This is a genomic window from Sphingomonas kyeonggiensis, assembly GCF_030812785.1.
Classification (GTDB): domain Bacteria; phylum Pseudomonadota; class Alphaproteobacteria; order Sphingomonadales; family Sphingomonadaceae; genus Sphingomonas; species Sphingomonas kyeonggiensis_B.
Map to the genome: position 1 here is coordinate 1,054,603 of NZ_JAUSTJ010000002.1, position 14,738 is coordinate 1,069,340.

A 14,738-nucleotide genomic window follows, 5' to 3' on the forward strand; every position below is an offset into this window, starting at 1 on the left:
CCTATTGAGAATGCTTGAGAAGTGTTGCTGGGTGTGTATCCCTTGATTCCACTTTGTCTCGCGAAATCGCGGACTCTTCGTGGGGCAGGGCGGGGTACAGAAAAATGAGGGAATCCTGACTTGGCACTCACAGCTCTCAAGGTTCGCACGGCCGGTCCTGGACGGCATTCTGATGGCCATGGCCTCTATCTGGTGGTTCGCCCGCCAAGCTCTCGTGCCTGGATGCTTCGGATGCAGTTCAAAGGTAGGCGGCGCGATTTCGGCTTGGGCCCAGTCCATGATGTGTCGCTATCGGACGCGCGATGCCTGGCCGTCGAACTTCGAAAGATGATCCGCAGCGGCAAGGACCCGGTGAAGGAGCGGGGCTTGCGCCGCGCGAGCTCCCCGACCTTCGAGATGGTGACACGCCGTTGCTACGAGGCGATGAAGAGTGGCTGGAAGGATCGGCGAAACGTCTCCTGGATTGCCAGCTTCGAAAACCATGTGTTCGGAGAGATCGGTGCCAAGCGAATAGAGGCGATCGATAGTGTACAGGTGCTCAAGGTGTTGGAGCCAATCTGGCTCGCGAAGCCGGATACGGCACGGCGCCTTCTGCAAAGGATCGGGACGGTTCTCGATTACGCGCACATCAAGGGCATGATCCCGGCCGAGATTTCCCTACGCTCGGTCACGCGAGGTTTGCCGCGTCAGAACCGGCAGGTCGAACACCGCGCTGCTATGCCCTACGCCGACGTCCCGGCATTTTTGAAGAAGTTGACGCGGCAGGATCGCAGCATTGGGCGGGACGCCTTGCAACTGACCATCCTTACTGCGGTGCGCTCGAACGAGACGCGATATGCGACTTGGGAGGAGTTCGATCTGGATGCCTCGACATGGTCGATCCCGGCGGCGCGCATGAAGATGAAGCAGCCCCATGTCGTGCCGCTATCCGCGCCCGCATTGGCGCTGCTGAAGCGACTGCGTGCGGAGCACGAAGCCTTGGACGGTCTAATCTCTGTGGGAAGGATGCTGTTCACTCAGAGCGGAAAGAAGCCGATCAGCGATACGACTATGCTCAAGGCGATCCGTGACATGAAGATTGAGACGATAACAGTACACGGTTTCCGAAGCAGCTTTGCCGACTGGGCGGCGGAGTGCACAAGCTTCCCCAAGGAAATCGCCGAGAAGGCCTTAGCGCACCGGGTGCCGAACGCCGTGGAAGCGGCCTATCGTCGGACGGACTTTTTCGAAAAGCGTCGAGCGCTGATGGCAAAATGGGCCGAATATCTCCGCGCATAAGCGATGACTGCTGGGGGGAGCTGTCATTCACCAGGGTCGTCCTAGCTACCCTCCTGCGTGTAAGATTTGACCGCGTAGCCCCGCATGTCGCGCGGCGTATCGATGAAGCCGGCGGCAACCGCCACGGTTGAGAATCGGACGGAGCTCGCCTTTCTCTTTAGTGAACGCAGTGGCTTTGTACGGATCGGAAATGTCGTGGGTTGCTCGAAGACGCTGTGAGCGCCCGAAGTGGGCGCGCAATCCGCTCTGAGGTACGCTGGTGGTGGAAATGAAAGGTCTTCTGAGAAGGGTACTCAGGTAGGGTCGGACCGCGCGCAACCGGCCCCCTTGGGCAAGTAGGAATAGGAACGGGCCGGCGGCAGGGGATGTCGGGTCGTCCGAGAACTGCGAATTGGCAGGGCGCCGCGTTTACGACACTCGTAATGCGCGCGTGGCACCCCCATATGATACGCATCGCTCCACCTTGCCACGAGCATGGATGCGACTGAGAGATGGTTCGTGCTCCCGCTCTGCGTGGAGCCATGTATGCCCCAGATCTCGCCACCACCTCTTCTCCGCTCGCCCGAACCTGATCCGAAGATCGTCCGGCGGAAACTCACCCTCTTTTCGCGGGAGGCCGGTCCCACATCCGGCTCGGGCAAACGATCGTGACGCGAGCTGTCAACGTTGATGCGGCGATCGATCACGTCATTGCCACTTCGGCCAGGCTCAACGCGGTGATCAGCGCAATCGAACCGCTTGTTCCCAGCGGGACGCGAGTGGTCTTCGTCAACGCGGACGACGCGGCCGCGGTGAGCCGGGCCTATGGCTCGAAGGTTCTGACCGGCGCGGTCACGCGCAGTCACTGGGCCCAGCGGCGCGTCAGCTGACTTCTCTCCACTGGCTCTCAGTCGAACGAAGGAACCCCCCATGGATCTGACAGCTATTAACGCGCCGCAACGTGTGCATGACACTGAAGAACTGATGGCAGCCTATGGCATCGAGTGCGTGCCCGTGGCGTATTTCCACTGGAACGGCTATCGTTACACCGCGCTCAGGGACGCGATCGCGGCCGCGAAACGGGCGGCCGCCGGTGGCATCGCCGATGCTTGATCACCTCCATCGGTTGTTCGGGAGCCAGGTCCCTGCTCCGGTCCGCAACCATTACATTTCACGAGCGCCTGCACGCGGTGCGGGCGGGACAGGGGGCGTCTGCCCGGCCTGCCCTGGCGCGCCGGCCGTGCCGAATAATCTGACCCGACCCTACACAGCCTTCCGTCTCGAAAGGACAATCTGATGCAACCCACCGCCATCATGTGCCGCGCGCAGCAGGCTCGGCAGCTTACTCTTGCCGCCAATGCCGTGCTGCCCAATGTTCGGGCCATTGCGACGACCGCGGCTGCGGCCTGGGCCAAGGAGGCGCTGGACGCCGACAAGCGCGACAAGCGGGCGGCCGTGCGACAAGGCGCGACGGATGCTGCGAAGGCGCTCGAACTGGTCGCCCACAAGGGTCGCGGCCTCAGCGAGAATCCCGATCGCGGCTTCGCCGATGTGGGGAATGTTGAAGTCTAGGTTGCATATCGCAGACGCCACCCCATATCCGTATGGCTATCGTCGCCTGCGACGGAAACCGACGCCTCCGGGCCGACCCTTCCTTTTCTCGCTTCTTGGCTCTGCGCGCAGCTTCGCGCGGACAATCCCATGTTCGCGAAAGGAACATCCCATGCCCATCGGCACCGTGAAATTCTTCAATATCGACAAAGGCTATGGCTTCATCTCGCCCGAGGGCGGGGGCAATGACAGCTTCGTCCATATCAGCGCCGTCGAGCGCGCCGGCATGGCGACGCTGAATGCGGATCAGCGCCTGTCCTACGAGATCGAGAACGACCAGCGCGGCAAGTCGTCCGCGGTGAATCTCCAGGCGGCCTGATCCGGCCTGCTGAATGAATGGGGCGGGTCCGGCGTGCGCCGGGTCCGCCCTTTCGGCATCTGTTGCAGAAAGTCCAAGATGACAGCCTATCGAGCACCCGATTTCAACGAGCGCGCCGCGCTTTCCCGCACCGCGAAGCTGAAGTCGCTGGCATTGCTGCGGGCCAAGCCCGCACCCAGCGAGGCGGAGCTGGCCGAGAGCAAGGCCGCCGCACTCAAGCGTGAGACCGCGCAGGCCGCCCGGCGTGCCCAGCGCGCCGCCGAAAAGCAGGCGGTGTGCGATGCGCGCGCCCAGGCGGCCGAGATCGCTGCCAGTGCTGCGGAGGAAATCGTCTCGGCGAAGAGCGACGCCGAGCGGAAGGCGGAACGCGATGCACGCTACGCCGCCCGCAAGGCACGCAAGTAACTCGCTACTTGGTGGCGATTTGATTGGCTTCGGCGCGATATTCCTCGCGCACGAACACCTTCGCCGCGGTTTGTGTCTTGAACGCGTCGTCCAGGACTTCGGCCGAGACCAGCGGATAGCCCTGTGAATTGAAGCGTGTGGTCCGCACCGTGACGCGGAAAATGCCTTCCTCGTCTTTGGTAACGAGATAAGGGCGAAGGGGAACTCGTGACATTGTATACACTCCTGGGGTTCGTGGCCGGCGGATCAGAAGCCGGCTGGTGCCATCGCCTGATTAGTGGGTGAGTTTTCCGAGCTGCCGACGATCGCCACCTCGGTGGTGAGCAGCAGCCCAGTGACCGAGGCAGCATCCTGCAATGCTGATCGGACGACGAGCGTGGGATCGACGATCCCGGTCGCCACCATGTCCTCGTAGCGGCCCGTCTGCGCATTGAAACCGATATCGCGGTCGTTGCCGTCGATCAGCCGGCCCGCGATCACGCCGCCGTCGTGTCCTGCATTTTCTACGATCTGGCGAAGGGGTGCCGATAGAGCCCTGCGGATGATGTCGATGCCGCGGGTCTGGTCGTCGTTCTCGCCCCTGATGCCGTCGAGGCCCCGGGACGCATAGAGGAGGGCCACGCCGCCGCCGGGCAACACGCCTTCCTCCACTGCGGCGCGCGTCGCGTGTAGCGCGTCGTCGAGCCGGTCCTTGCGCTCGCGCATCTCGACTTCGGTCGAGGCGCCGACCCGGATGATGGCGACGCCGCCGCCCAGCTTGGCCATCCGGTCCTGGAGCTTGCCCTCGTCATATTCGCTCGTGCTGAGTTCGATCTGCTGCTTGAGCGCGGCGATGCGACCGGCGATCGCCGCGGGATCGCCCGCGCCGCCGATGATCGCTGTGTCGTTCCGGCCCATTGTCACCCGGCGGGCGGTGCCGAGCATGTCGAGCGTGACGCTGTCCAGCTTGATGCCGAGATCCGGCGCGATCAGCGTGCCCCCGGTCAGGATCGCCATATCCTCGAGCATGGCCTTGCGCTGAGCGCCGAAACTGGGCGCCCTCACCGCGGCGACCTGGAGGCTTCCGCGCATCTTGTTGACCACCAGCGTGGCGAGCGCCTCGCTCTCCACGTCTTCGGCGATGATCACCAGCGGGCGGCCCGACTGCGCGACTGCCTCCAGCACCGGAAGCAGTGCACGCAGGTCCGACAGCTTCTGCTCGTAGAGCAGGATGTACGGCTCGTGCAGATCGACGGTCATCTTGCCCTCGTCGGTGATGAAATAGGGGCTGAGATAGCCGCGGTCGAATTCCATCCCTTCGACGATTTCGAGCTCGAACGCGGTGCCGCGCGCATCCTCGATCGAGATCACCCCTTCCTTGCCGACCTTGTCCATGGCCGCCGCGATCATGTTGCCGATCTCGGCGTCGCCATTGGCGGAGACGATGCCGACCTGCGCGATTTCTCCGGTGCTCGAGACGGGGCGCGAACGGGCCTTCAACTCCTCGATGACGCGCGCGACGGCGATGTCGATTCCGCGCTTGAGTTCGATCGGGCTGACGCCTGCCGAAATCGACTTCATCCCTTCGCGCAGGATCGCCTGCGCGAGCACCGTCGCGGTGGTGGTGCCGTCGCCGGCATGGTCCTGCGTTCGCGTGGCGACGGCACGAAGCATCCGCGCCCCCAGGTTCGCAAATCGGTCGCTGAGATCGATCTCCTTGGCGACGGTGACGCCGTCCTTGGTGATGTGCGGGGCGCCATAGCCCTTGTCGATCACCACGTTGCGGCCTTTCGGCCCCAGCGTTACGCGTACCGCGTCGGCCATCCGGTCGACGCCGCGCGCGATGCTTTCCCGCGCGTCGCGCGAGAAGCGTATGTCCTTGGCTGCCATGGATGGGGACCGATCGGGTTGCTGGGCCGCGACGGGGCGTCGCTGTCACAACCGGAAGCCAGCGCCGCCGCTATGCGAACGGGCCCGCTTCGATCGCACACCCATAACTGAGCATGTGGGCCCTCCTGTGCCCCGTGGCAAGTGGCCGTCCGGGATTACCGATCGTCGGAGGCCAACGCGGCGGCCAGATCGTCAGCTTCCACGGTGCAGACGCGGATGCCCGATGCGGTAGGGACGTAGAGGAGCGTGGCAACTCGCCGAAAGACGGTGCGCTCGTTCCCTTCCACGCCTTCCTCGTCGGTCTCGACCCGGTAGGTGCCGGGGGGAAGGAGTTCGTCGACGCCTTTCAGCCGAAAGGGCGAAGCGAACGTGGCCGTGCTGGACGTGGTGCGGATCGACACGAGGTGCTCCTTGAGATCCCCGGCTCGCCGGCTTTGTAGCATGGTCAAGCGCCAAGCATGCTGCTATATATGCAGGATCGTCGCAGATTTTTTTACAAGCACGCGACGCCAGAGAGAAACGGATTGCTCCCGCTTGTTCGATGGGAGAATCATGTGTCCGCCAGCATGGCACTTAGCGAATTCGCACCGCCGCGCCGTGATGCCGGGGAACTGCCCCGGGACATCACCACAGCCCTGTTCCGCATCGGCCGTTCGCCGGACGCGCCATCCAATAGCGAAGGCCAGCTTCACCCCGAGGCGGACGGCGAGTCCTATTTCGAGATCTATCGAGCCGAGCGCGTCAGCCTTACCTCAATCCTGTTCTCCGGCGGCGACTGGCGGTGGCGCTTCTGCTCAGCGAGCGGCGTGCCGATTGCATTGAGCATCGGCTATTCCAGCGAGCATGCGTGCGCGGCGGCGGTTGCGGCACTGCGCAACGGCGCCGCCACAGCAATGGTGCGAGGTTCCCCGGACTGAGCCGATGAATATGTCGGCACCTGTCCGCACCGTCGCTGAGAGGAAGTCCGGCTACCTTGCCGGGGAAACGCTGCTGACGAGGAAAAGCCGGGTGACCATTGCCAGTGGCGCGAGCCGTTCCCATATTCACGAGGCTATCGTCGCCTGCGACGGACTTGAGGTCTCTCGGGACCAGCATCTCCCTTTCATGCTGCCTGGCTCCGCACGCATGTCGTGTGCGGAACGGACGGGAGTCCGGGAGGCAGAAGGCGATGCGACTCACAATCCTGCATGAGACCACCTACCGCTATGCGCGGGCGGTGACGCTGTTTCCGCACCGGATGATGCTGAGCCCGCGGGGTAGCCATGATCTCAAGCTGATGACGACGCTGATCAGTTGCTTGCCCCCTGCCGATGTTGAATGGACACAGGATGTGTTCGGCAATCTGATCGCGACCGCCAGCTTCTCCCTAGCGGCCGACACGCTTACCATTACCAGCCAGCTGGTGGTCGAGCAGGACGCATCCGCCTGGCCGGTATTCCCGATCGCGCCGCACGCGCACCGTTATCCCTTCGCCTATTCGCACGACGAGCGCGTAGATCTGGGCGCATTGCTGGTGCCGGAGCATCCGGATCCCGAGGGGCGGCTACTGGCCTGGGCGCAAGCAATCGTCGCTGCGGAGCGGACCGACACGCTCGCCCTGCTTCAGGATCTTAACAGCGCAGCTCGCGCCGGGATCGCCTACGGAGAGCGGCGCGAGGAAGGCACACAGCACCCGTTGAAGACGCTCGACGACGCATCCGGCGCCTGCCGCGATCTCGCGACGCTGTTCATCGAAGCAGCGCGCCATCTCGGCTTCGGCGCGCGAGCAGTCTCCGGCTATCTTTACGATCCCCCTGCTTCCGGCGACGAGCAAGTACCACAGCATGGCGCGACGCACGCTTGGGCGGAGGTCTACCTGCCCTGCGCGGGATGGATCGCCTTCGATCCCACCAACGCCCGGATGGGCGAGGCAAATCTGGTGCCGGTCGCGGTGGCGCGAAATATCACGCAGATTCCGCCGCTGGAGGGCCGCTATGCGGGAGCGCCAGAGGATCTGATCGACATGACGGTGAAGGTAACGGTGAGCTCCGGCAGCGGCCTGACCGCACGGCCGGGCCTGGAGGTGCGCCCGCCCGCCTAGGCGCGAATGGCATCCTTCCCAGAGGCCGGTCTGCATATGCGGGCGGCGGAGATATGAAATGGAACCGAGACTGATAGCCGCCTACACCTTGATGCTGCTCATGGCGCTGCTCCTTGCCGCGTTCGTGGGTTACCGAATCTATCACACGCACGAGCGGCAATATGCGCGCAGGCTCCGCCGCGAAGCGCGCGCGCATGCCCGGGCGCAGCAGCCCGAACAGGATCCGCCGCATCCATGAGCCGTTAGTGACGAGGCCGGGATTTATCCGCCTCGCGGTTGCCTGGACCACTGTGGCCGCGATGCTGCTCGCCGACCCGGTGCGGCTAGTCGGCGCGCATCCGGTGATCACGGCGCTGCTTTTCGCGTGGCTGCTGGCGGTGATCCTCTGGTCAGCATTCGGGGTGGTGCATGAGGCCGAGGAAGTGGCCGAGCGCCTGGGCGAGCCGTTGGGCACGCTCGTGCTCACCTTGTCGATCGTCATCATCGAAGTGGCGTTGATCGGCGCTGTGATGCTGAGCGCCAAGGCGGTGCCGACATTGGGACGCGACACGATGTTCGCGGTGCTCATGATCGTGCTGAACGGCGTAGTCGGCTTGTGCCTGCTGGTCGGCGGGCTGCGCTTCCACCAGCAGAGCTACAATCTTCAGGGCGCGACAGCCTATCTTGCTGTCATCATCCCGCTGAGCGTGATCGCGCTGGTTCTCCCCAACTTCACCACCTCGAGCGCGACAGGCATGCTGTCTCTTCCACAGGCGCTGTTCTTCTCCGCCTTCACCATCGCACTCTATATCGGCTTCCTGTGGCTCCAGACCGGCAGGCATCGCGGCTTCTTCGTCGCTGTCGGGCAGCAGGCCGGAGAGGATGCCGCAACCCCACCACCCCATGGTGAGCGTGTCCCCGGCTCGAATACCAGCCGGGTGTTGCTGCTTCTCGCGAATATCCTCCCGATCGTGATCCTCTCGAAAGATCTGGCGAAGCTGCTCGATCATGGGATCGCAGTGTTGGGCGCACCGACGGCCCTCGGCGGCATCCTGATCGCGCTGATCGTATTCACGCCCGAGGGCATTTCGGCCCTGCGCGCGGTCGCGGCCAACCAGCTTACACGAGCGATCAACCTTTGCCTTGGAGCCGCCACCTCGACGCTGGGTTTGACGGTGCCCGCCGTTCTGTTCATCGGCCTGGCAACGGGTCAACCCGTGATCCTGGGCGTCTCCCCCGCCAACATGGTGCTGCTCGGAGTAACGCTGATGCTCAACACGCTCACTTTCTCCGGCACGCGGACCACCATGCTCGAAGGGGCGGTGCACCTCTCGTTATTTTCGGTCTTCCTCGTGCTTGTGTTCAGTCCCTGATGGTTCGGGCGACTTGCTTCCCCGCTGCTCCCAGATCGGGATTATCGATCACGAAGATCAGACCTTCACCATGTCGCGAACGCGATCGAGGGGCGCGTCGGTAAAGGCGAGCGGGCGCTCATTCCAGGCCAGCCCGCTCGCTGATCGCACGCTCCACCGCTTCGCAGCCGATGGGGCTCGCGACGGCCAGGTCGAGCGGTATCCCTTCGAGATCGGTATGAAAGCTGTTCAGGAAACGGATCGCTGCGTCTGCTCCGAGCAGATTCCACGCCATGAGGGTAACCTGGCTCTGTCGCTCCACACTTTCTGGAGAAAGGCGCGCGCCGGTGAACGGCTTGCGAAACATCCGCGCCCTGGCTGGCGGAGTACCCGTCGCTTGCTTCTCATCCATCAGGCGTTCCCTTGAAAAGGAGACAGAGGTGATCGTCGTCAGCTGGCACGAACAAGGTTTTGCTCGAGGCCAAGTGCGACCCGTAGAGCCCGAATGCGCTCGGCGTAGCATCGTGCGAGGCCGCGATGCGCGAACCGCGCTTCCGGGCTGGTGGCGGCAGCCGCATGCATCAGCGAAACTTGATGGCGATGAAGGAGATAATTGAGATCCATGATCTGCTCCGGCTTTGTAAGCGGGAGCACTCGGTCTCTCAGCCGCCGGCGCCTACGTGATCGTCTGCCAGCGATGTTCAGTGTTATAGCGAATTGGACGCGATAAAGATACCCGGCAGAGGATTAGTTTCTTGGGGCCCTACAGGTGTTGTCGCGATCTCGGCGTTCGGGAATTTAGCGGGTCTTATTTCCCTCGCTTCGTCTGAGCTATTTCGGCGCAATTTAGTGCCACGCGCGGGCACCCGCGAGATGCATATGAATTAGGCGCTGGCCAATGTCGGTCCAGTGCATGGCGGCAGCAGCATTGTGTGACCGCCACGACGCTTCGATGTTGCCGGCAAGGATATCGGGGCCGTCTTCGCCGTGTTCGTCGCAGAATGCGAGGGCAGCTAGCCAGCTTTCGTGATTTCCGGGCATCGTCTGAAATCCGGCGGGATAGCCATGCCCAAGGGCTCTGGTAGCGAACATGAAGGCACCTCCTTTTGGCCTCCAATCCGCTGGAACCCTTGCATTGCCTAACCAAGGACCGCCGGACGAGTTCCGCGGTGCTCTGTTCCCCCATGTACCGAATGCGCGGGGAACCAGAAGGAGCCTGATGGGCAGTGGGGGAAGGGAGGTGTCCACCTCGTACTTCACGGCTATGTCATGGACTGGCGGATCCACCTGTCGACGTAGTTCACACCGAAGCATCGTCGTTCGTTGAATAGAACATCGGATTTCGCAGCCAGGCGCTGATCGCGGACTCGCGCCAGCCGGCGCAGCGCGCGCTGATCTTGATGGCAGGCGGGAAGGTGCCATTCTGCATCTTGCGGTACATCGTCGAGCGGCTGAGGCCGGTGCGCTCGAGGACGGTCTTGATCCGGAGGATGCGGTCGGGGGTGTCTGTCTGCATCGGTATCACCTTGGAACTTGTGCGTCTGAGTGATGCTCCCCGGGCAGAGTTGGACAGAGATTTGGTCGGGAGAAAAGAGCCTCTCTGGTGACTGTGGGGCCATTGGCGGTGATTGGCGGCTCCAGCGTAGATTAGCGTAAGGGCCGGTGTTTGAGGCTGTCGGCCCATGGCGTCTCACGCGCCGCGTGACTGCGCTCTACGCGCTTGCGCGCCGCCGAGTCGCGGTGCGCCTCGGCCCATCCGGGTGACGATCGCGGACGCGGGATCAGTCCCGGGGGACCGATCCGCCGGGCATCGCCGGGGAGCGGAACGCGATAGCGGATGAGCGTGCGCTGGCGGGCTTCTGCGAAGCCGCCAGGGTCCGCAGCGCCTTTTTGGTTTCCGCGTGGCACACCCGACCGGCCGGAAGGCGCGGCGGCGGCTGGCGCACGATTGCGCGCGCACGCCGCCACGACGGCCGGCCGGACTCGAGAGTGCTTCTTTTGTGGGCTCCTGCGGAGCCGGTCGCGCTTCGCGCTGATTGGCTGCGGACGCGCCGCTGTGCGGCGCGGCGTTTGGCCTCCGGCACTCGTTCTGGCGGGTGGGCGTCGCTACCCTGTGATCCCGCCGCGGCGTGCCGCAAGCTGGCTGTGCCAGCTCCTGCTCTTCGTTTCGGCCCTTCGGGTGCGGCCCGCCTCTGCCGGCGGGATCGTCGGTCCGCTCCTGCCGCCCACCCGCCATTCCGGCGCCGGTTGCGGTGGTTTGAGGAGTAAGGACAATGGAACTCAGGCACATCGACATCGCCAATCTCTGCGTCTCGGCCACGAACATGCGGGCCAGAGGGAGCAAGCCGGACATCGCCAACATCCTGCCGTCGATCCGGGCGCGGGGCGTGCTGGTCCCGCTGATCGTGCGGCCAACGCAAGACGAGGGGCGGTTCGAGGTCGTGGCGGGCAAGCGGCGCTATCATGCGGCGCTGGAGGTTGCGGCCGAGAGCGGCGAAGGCGAGGCCCTGCCCTGCGCGGTGATCGCGGCGGGCGACGATGCGGCGGCGCTGGAGGCCTCGCTGATCGAGAATGTCGCGCGGCTCGACCCGGACGATGTGACGCGCTGGGAGAGCTTCACGCGGCTGGTGAAGGAAGGGCGGACGCCCGAGGACATCGCGCTGACCTTCGGGCTGACCGAACTGCAGGTGAAGCGGACGCTGGCGCTGGGCAACCTGCTACCGCGTGTCCGGGGGCTCTATCGCAAGGGAGACATCGATGCGGCGACGGTGCGGCATCTGACCCTCGCCTCCAAGGCGCGGCAGCGCGACTGGCTCGGCCTGCGCGACGATCCCCACGCCTATTGCCCGAACGGGCACCAGTTGAAGGCGTGGCTGTTCGGCGGCGCATCGATCCCGGTCAGCGCGGCGCTGTTCGACATGGCCGACTATCCGGGCGAGGTGATTTCGGACCTGTTCGGCGACGAGCGCTGGTTTGGCGACACTGCCAGCTTCTGGGCGGCGCAGACGCCTGCCATCGAAGCCAAGGCCGAGAGCTACCGCGAGGCCGGGTGGCGCGAGGTGATCGTGCTGCCGACCGGCGAGGCGTTCCAGAGCTGGGAGCATGAGCGCTGCCCCAAGCGCAAGGGCGGCAAGGTGTTCTTCGCGGTCGGCACGCGCGGCGATGTTACGGTCCATGAGGGCTATGTCTCGCGCAAGGAGGCCAGTAAGCTCGAAATGGCGGACGTGGCCGAGAAGCCGGTTCGGCCCGAGACGAATTCGGCGATCCGCAACTATGTCGATCTGCACCGGCACGCGGCGGTACGCGCCGATCTTGTCGGGCATCCCTCGCTCGCGCTGCGGATGCTGGTGGCGCACGCCATTGTCGGATCGCCGCTGTGGAACGTCCGGGTCGAGGATCGGCACGCCGTCACCCCGGAAATAGGCGAGAGCGTGCGGGCCTGTGCTTCGGAGGAGCCGTTCGCCGAGAAGCGGCGCGCGGTGCTGGCGCTGCTCGGCTTTGACGCGAACAGTGCGACCGTTACCGGCGGCTATGACGGCGAGCATGGGTTGGCCGGACTGTTCCTGCGCCTGCTCGAGCTTCCCGAACCGGCGCTGCTCGACGTGTCGGCAGTGGTGATGGGCGAGACGTTGCAGGCAGGCAGCGCGCTGATCGAAGTGCTGGGGCCGTTGCTCAGCACCGACATGGCCAAGGTCTGGCAGGCGGACGACACGCTACTCGACATGGTCCGGGACCGCGAGGTGCTGGGCGCGGTGCTGCGCGATGTGGCGGGGGAGACGGTGGCGAAGGCCAACGAGGCCGCGACCGGCAAGGTCAAGCGCCGGATCATCCGCGACTGCCTGACCGGCAATGGCCGCGCCAAGGTCGAAGGCTGGGTGCCCAAGTGGATGGCGTTCCCGCCCGCTGCCTACACCGAGCGGGGAGGGGTGCCGACCGTCACCCGCGCCGCCAAGGTCAACGGGCTTTCCACCGCATCCGAGCCGCTGCGTCAGGCGGCCTGAGCCTCATGCTGGCGGCCACCGTGCCGCCAGCTTCCCTCGTGTCGGGAGATTTCCGATGACCGACCAACTCGATCCCCGTCTGGCGCGCCGGATGCAGCGTGCGATCCGCAAGCTTCCCCGCGATCAGCGCGACGTGTTCTGCGCCATCCGCTACGACGATCTGGATTACCATCAGGTCGCCGAGCGGTTCGGCATCACGGTCGCCGAAGTCGAGGCGCTTTTCGCCAAGGCGCTCTACAACTTCGTGCGCATGGTCGATGCGCCGCCGCGTCCGTGGTGGCGCTTCTGGTGACTACCTGCCGCGCGGTCCAACCCGCGCGGTTGTTCTTTTCTGTCATGCTCGGATAGGATCGCCGTACATGCGTACCGACCTCGATCATCTCCCTCCGGCCAAGCAGCGCGAGCTGGAACGCGTCGTCCAGATCCTCTTCGAGGAGTTCGCCGACGCGACCGTTCTTGCCAGTTCGGACTGGAAGAAGAATGCGCGCATTCTCAAGGTCATCCTCTACGGCAGCTATGCGCGCGGCGGCTGGGTGGATGAACCGCACACCGCCAAGGGCTATCAGTCCGACTTCGACCTGCTGATCATCGTCAACAACCAGAAGCTGACCGACCGCGTCGAATTCTGGGTGACTGCCGAGGACCGGCTCAACCGCGAACTGGCGATCACCAAGACGCTGCACACGCCGGTCAACTTCATCGTGCACACCCTGCATGAAGTGAACGACGGGCTGGCGCATGGGCGCTATTTCTTCATAGACATCGCCCGCGACGGTATCGCGCTCTATCAGAGCGAGGACAATGAACTCCATGAGCCCAAACCGAAGACGCCGGAACAGGCGCTGGCGATGGCGCGGGAGTATTTCGAGGAGTGGTATCCGAGCGGCGGCGAGTTTTACGACAACTTCCGATTCAACCTGTCGCAGGGGCGACTGAACAACGCAGCGTTTCAGCTACATCAAGCTGCCGAGCGACTTTACCACTGCGTTTTGCTGGTCTGCACGTTCTACACACCGCACGTTCACAACCTCGGCTTTTTGCGCACCCAAGCAGAACGGATCGATCCGCGCCTGATCGACGCTTGGCCGCGCGATATGCGCGTCGATCGCTCCCGCTTCGAGAAGCTCAAGGCAGCCTATGTGAAGGCGCGCTATTCGAAGCAGTATCGGATCAGCGAGGAAGAACTGACGTGGCTCGGCGAGCGCGTTGAAGCATTGGGCCACGCCGTACAAGTGATCTGTGAGGAGCGCATCTCCGCTCTCGAAAAAAGTGCCGCCGCCTAACTGGCACATCTCGTTGTTTCCGCCGTTGCTCGTCCCCGCTTTCGGATTCGCGGACTGTCGTCTAAAGCTGGAAAGCGTTCATCTGGGGGCTCCGATGCTTGCCATATATCTGATCGCGGCTTTGACGCCGCAGGAAGCGCCTATAGCGCTGGTTTGCAGCGGCGGCGGTTCCGCCAACAAAGTCACCACCTCCAGTGCTGAAGCGTGGGACAACCACGGCAACACCGCTGGTGCCACGATCACCGGGCACCGGTCGCAAGGCTTCGAGGATCAGGTGGACCTCGTGATAGACGGCGAGAATAGCCGAATTCGAATGCCCAGGACGATGTTGCCACCAATCCGTGGCGGGGAAGGCGGTTGGTTCAAGCTGAAGAACCTGAAGATCACCGATGTGTCCTTCAGCGGCTCGGCAGCGGTAAACTTCATGAACAGCCCGAAGGTCTTCGTTGATCGTCGCACGGGAACGATCAGCATCAGCGGGAAGGCGGGCGACTACTCGGGCCGCTGCGAACGCATCGAGGCAGGCACCGCGACCAAGTTCTAGTCAGCGACTCATGTGGTAGACTGCGGGCCGGGCCCATC

The 14,738-nt window shown here is 64.0% G+C and carries 21 protein-coding genes; 13 read left to right on the forward strand and 8 right to left on the reverse strand.

Annotated elements, in window-relative coordinates; all coding sequences use genetic code 11:
• Positions 1 to 120: 120 nt before the first annotated feature.
• Positions 121 to 1,278, forward strand: a complete 1,158-nt coding sequence (locus J2W22_RS14515) for a tyrosine-type recombinase/integrase (RefSeq protein ID WP_307118948.1) — start codon at positions 121 to 123, stop codon at positions 1,276 to 1,278.
• 41 nt (positions 1,279 to 1,319) lie between these two features.
• On the opposite strand, the gene J2W22_RS23505 is transcribed toward J2W22_RS14515, so the two are convergent.
• On the reverse strand, positions 1,320 to 1,463 hold the full coding sequence (locus J2W22_RS23505; protein ID WP_373422993.1) for a catalase: 144 nt from the start codon (positions 1,461 to 1,463) through the stop codon (positions 1,320 to 1,322).
• A gap of 462 nt (positions 1,464 to 1,925) precedes the next feature.
• Here J2W22_RS23505 and J2W22_RS14520 point away from each other — a divergent pair, with 462 nt between their 5' ends.
• The 5 genes from J2W22_RS14520 to J2W22_RS14540 all read left to right on the forward strand — a co-directional run bounded on the left by J2W22_RS14520 (position 1,926) and on the right by J2W22_RS14540 (position 3,592).
• Positions 1,926 to 2,147: a hypothetical protein gene (locus J2W22_RS14520; protein WP_307118949.1), complete on the forward strand. Its 222-nt coding sequence runs from the start codon at positions 1,926 to 1,928 to the stop codon at positions 2,145 to 2,147.
• Positions 2,148 to 2,187: 40 nt separating this feature from the next.
• Positions 2,188 to 2,370: a hypothetical protein gene (locus J2W22_RS14525; protein WP_307118950.1), complete on the forward strand. Its 183-nt coding sequence runs from the start codon at positions 2,188 to 2,190 to the stop codon at positions 2,368 to 2,370.
• A 183-nt stretch (positions 2,371 to 2,553) separates the two neighbouring features.
• Positions 2,554 to 2,829, forward strand: a complete 276-nt coding sequence (locus J2W22_RS14530) for a hypothetical protein (RefSeq protein WP_307118951.1) — start codon at positions 2,554 to 2,556, stop codon at positions 2,827 to 2,829.
• 151 nt (positions 2,830 to 2,980) lie between these two features.
• Entirely contained in the window at positions 2,981 to 3,187 is a 207-nt protein-coding gene (locus J2W22_RS14535; RefSeq protein ID WP_116841228.1) for a cold-shock protein, read from the forward strand.
• A 78-nt stretch (positions 3,188 to 3,265) separates the two neighbouring features.
• On the forward strand, positions 3,266 to 3,592 hold the full coding sequence (locus J2W22_RS14540) for a DUF6481 family protein (protein WP_307118952.1): 327 nt from the start codon (positions 3,266 to 3,268) through the stop codon (positions 3,590 to 3,592).
• Between the two features lie 4 nt (positions 3,593 to 3,596).
• On the opposite strand, the gene J2W22_RS14545 is transcribed toward J2W22_RS14540, so the two are convergent.
• From J2W22_RS14545 to J2W22_RS14555, 3 genes are all read right to left on the reverse strand, one after another.
• A complete protein-coding gene (locus J2W22_RS14545) occupies positions 3,597 to 3,806 on the reverse strand; it encodes a hypothetical protein (protein WP_307118953.1) in 210 nt (69 codons plus the stop codon).
• A 32-nt stretch (positions 3,807 to 3,838) separates the two neighbouring features.
• Positions 3,839 to 5,461, reverse strand: coding sequence for a chaperonin GroEL (groL, locus tag J2W22_RS14550; RefSeq protein ID WP_307118954.1), 1,623 nt, complete (start codon positions 5,459 to 5,461; stop codon positions 3,839 to 3,841).
• Positions 5,462 to 5,616: 155 nt separating this feature from the next.
• Entirely contained in the window at positions 5,617 to 5,862 is a 246-nt protein-coding gene (locus J2W22_RS14555; protein ID WP_307118955.1) for a hypothetical protein, read from the reverse strand.
• A gap of 153 nt (positions 5,863 to 6,015) precedes the next feature.
• On the opposite strand from J2W22_RS14555, the gene J2W22_RS14560 reads away from it, so the two are divergent.
• The 3 genes from J2W22_RS14560 (at position 6,016) to J2W22_RS14570 (ending at position 8,893) form a co-directional block, all read left to right on the forward strand.
• Positions 6,016 to 6,378 (forward strand): DUF1508 domain-containing protein, encoded by a 363-nt coding sequence (locus tag J2W22_RS14560; protein ID WP_307118956.1) that lies wholly within the window; start codon positions 6,016 to 6,018, stop codon positions 6,376 to 6,378.
• 251 nt (positions 6,379 to 6,629) lie between these two features.
• Entirely contained in the window at positions 6,630 to 7,541 is a 912-nt protein-coding gene (locus tag J2W22_RS14565) for a transglutaminase family protein (RefSeq protein WP_307118957.1), read from the forward strand.
• Between the two features lie 161 nt (positions 7,542 to 7,702).
• Positions 7,703 to 8,893, forward strand: a complete 1,191-nt coding sequence (locus tag J2W22_RS14570; protein WP_307118958.1) for a calcium:proton antiporter — start codon at positions 7,703 to 7,705, stop codon at positions 8,891 to 8,893.
• Between the two features lie 118 nt (positions 8,894 to 9,011).
• Here J2W22_RS14570 and J2W22_RS14575 read toward each other — a convergent pair whose 3' ends face one another.
• From J2W22_RS14575 to J2W22_RS14590, 4 genes are all read right to left on the reverse strand, one after another.
• Positions 9,012 to 9,284, reverse strand: coding sequence for a hypothetical protein (locus J2W22_RS14575; protein ID WP_307118959.1), 273 nt, complete (start codon positions 9,282 to 9,284; stop codon positions 9,012 to 9,014).
• A gap of 38 nt (positions 9,285 to 9,322) precedes the next feature.
• Positions 9,323 to 9,496: a hypothetical protein gene (locus J2W22_RS14580; RefSeq protein WP_307118960.1), complete on the reverse strand. Its 174-nt coding sequence runs from the start codon at positions 9,494 to 9,496 to the stop codon at positions 9,323 to 9,325.
• Between the two features lie 222 nt (positions 9,497 to 9,718).
• The gene (locus tag J2W22_RS14585) at positions 9,719 to 9,964 is read right to left on the reverse strand and encodes a hypothetical protein (protein WP_307118961.1); all 246 of its coding nucleotides are present in this window, start codon (positions 9,962 to 9,964) and stop codon (positions 9,719 to 9,721) included.
• A gap of 208 nt (positions 9,965 to 10,172) precedes the next feature.
• Complete coding sequence (locus tag J2W22_RS14590) at positions 10,173 to 10,388, reverse strand: helix-turn-helix transcriptional regulator (RefSeq protein ID WP_307118962.1); 216 nt, start codon at positions 10,386 to 10,388, stop codon at positions 10,173 to 10,175.
• Between the two features lie 757 nt (positions 10,389 to 11,145).
• Here J2W22_RS14590 and J2W22_RS14595 point away from each other — a divergent pair.
• The 4 genes from J2W22_RS14595 to J2W22_RS14610 all read left to right on the forward strand — a co-directional run bounded on the left by J2W22_RS14595 (position 11,146) and on the right by J2W22_RS14610 (position 14,700).
• Positions 11,146 to 12,873, forward strand: coding sequence for a ParB/RepB/Spo0J family partition protein (locus J2W22_RS14595; protein ID WP_307118963.1), 1,728 nt, complete (start codon positions 11,146 to 11,148; stop codon positions 12,871 to 12,873).
• A gap of 55 nt (positions 12,874 to 12,928) precedes the next feature.
• Entirely contained in the window at positions 12,929 to 13,165 is a 237-nt protein-coding gene (locus J2W22_RS14600; RefSeq protein ID WP_307118964.1) for a sigma-70 region 4 domain-containing protein, read from the forward strand.
• 67 nt (positions 13,166 to 13,232) lie between these two features.
• Positions 13,233 to 14,156, forward strand: a complete 924-nt coding sequence (locus J2W22_RS14605) for a nucleotidyltransferase and HEPN domain-containing protein (protein ID WP_307118965.1) — start codon at positions 13,233 to 13,235, stop codon at positions 14,154 to 14,156.
• A 94-nt stretch (positions 14,157 to 14,250) separates the two neighbouring features.
• On the forward strand, positions 14,251 to 14,700 hold the full coding sequence (locus J2W22_RS14610; protein ID WP_307118966.1) for a hypothetical protein: 450 nt from the start codon (positions 14,251 to 14,253) through the stop codon (positions 14,698 to 14,700).
• The last annotated feature ends 38 nt before the right edge of the window (positions 14,701 to 14,738 follow it).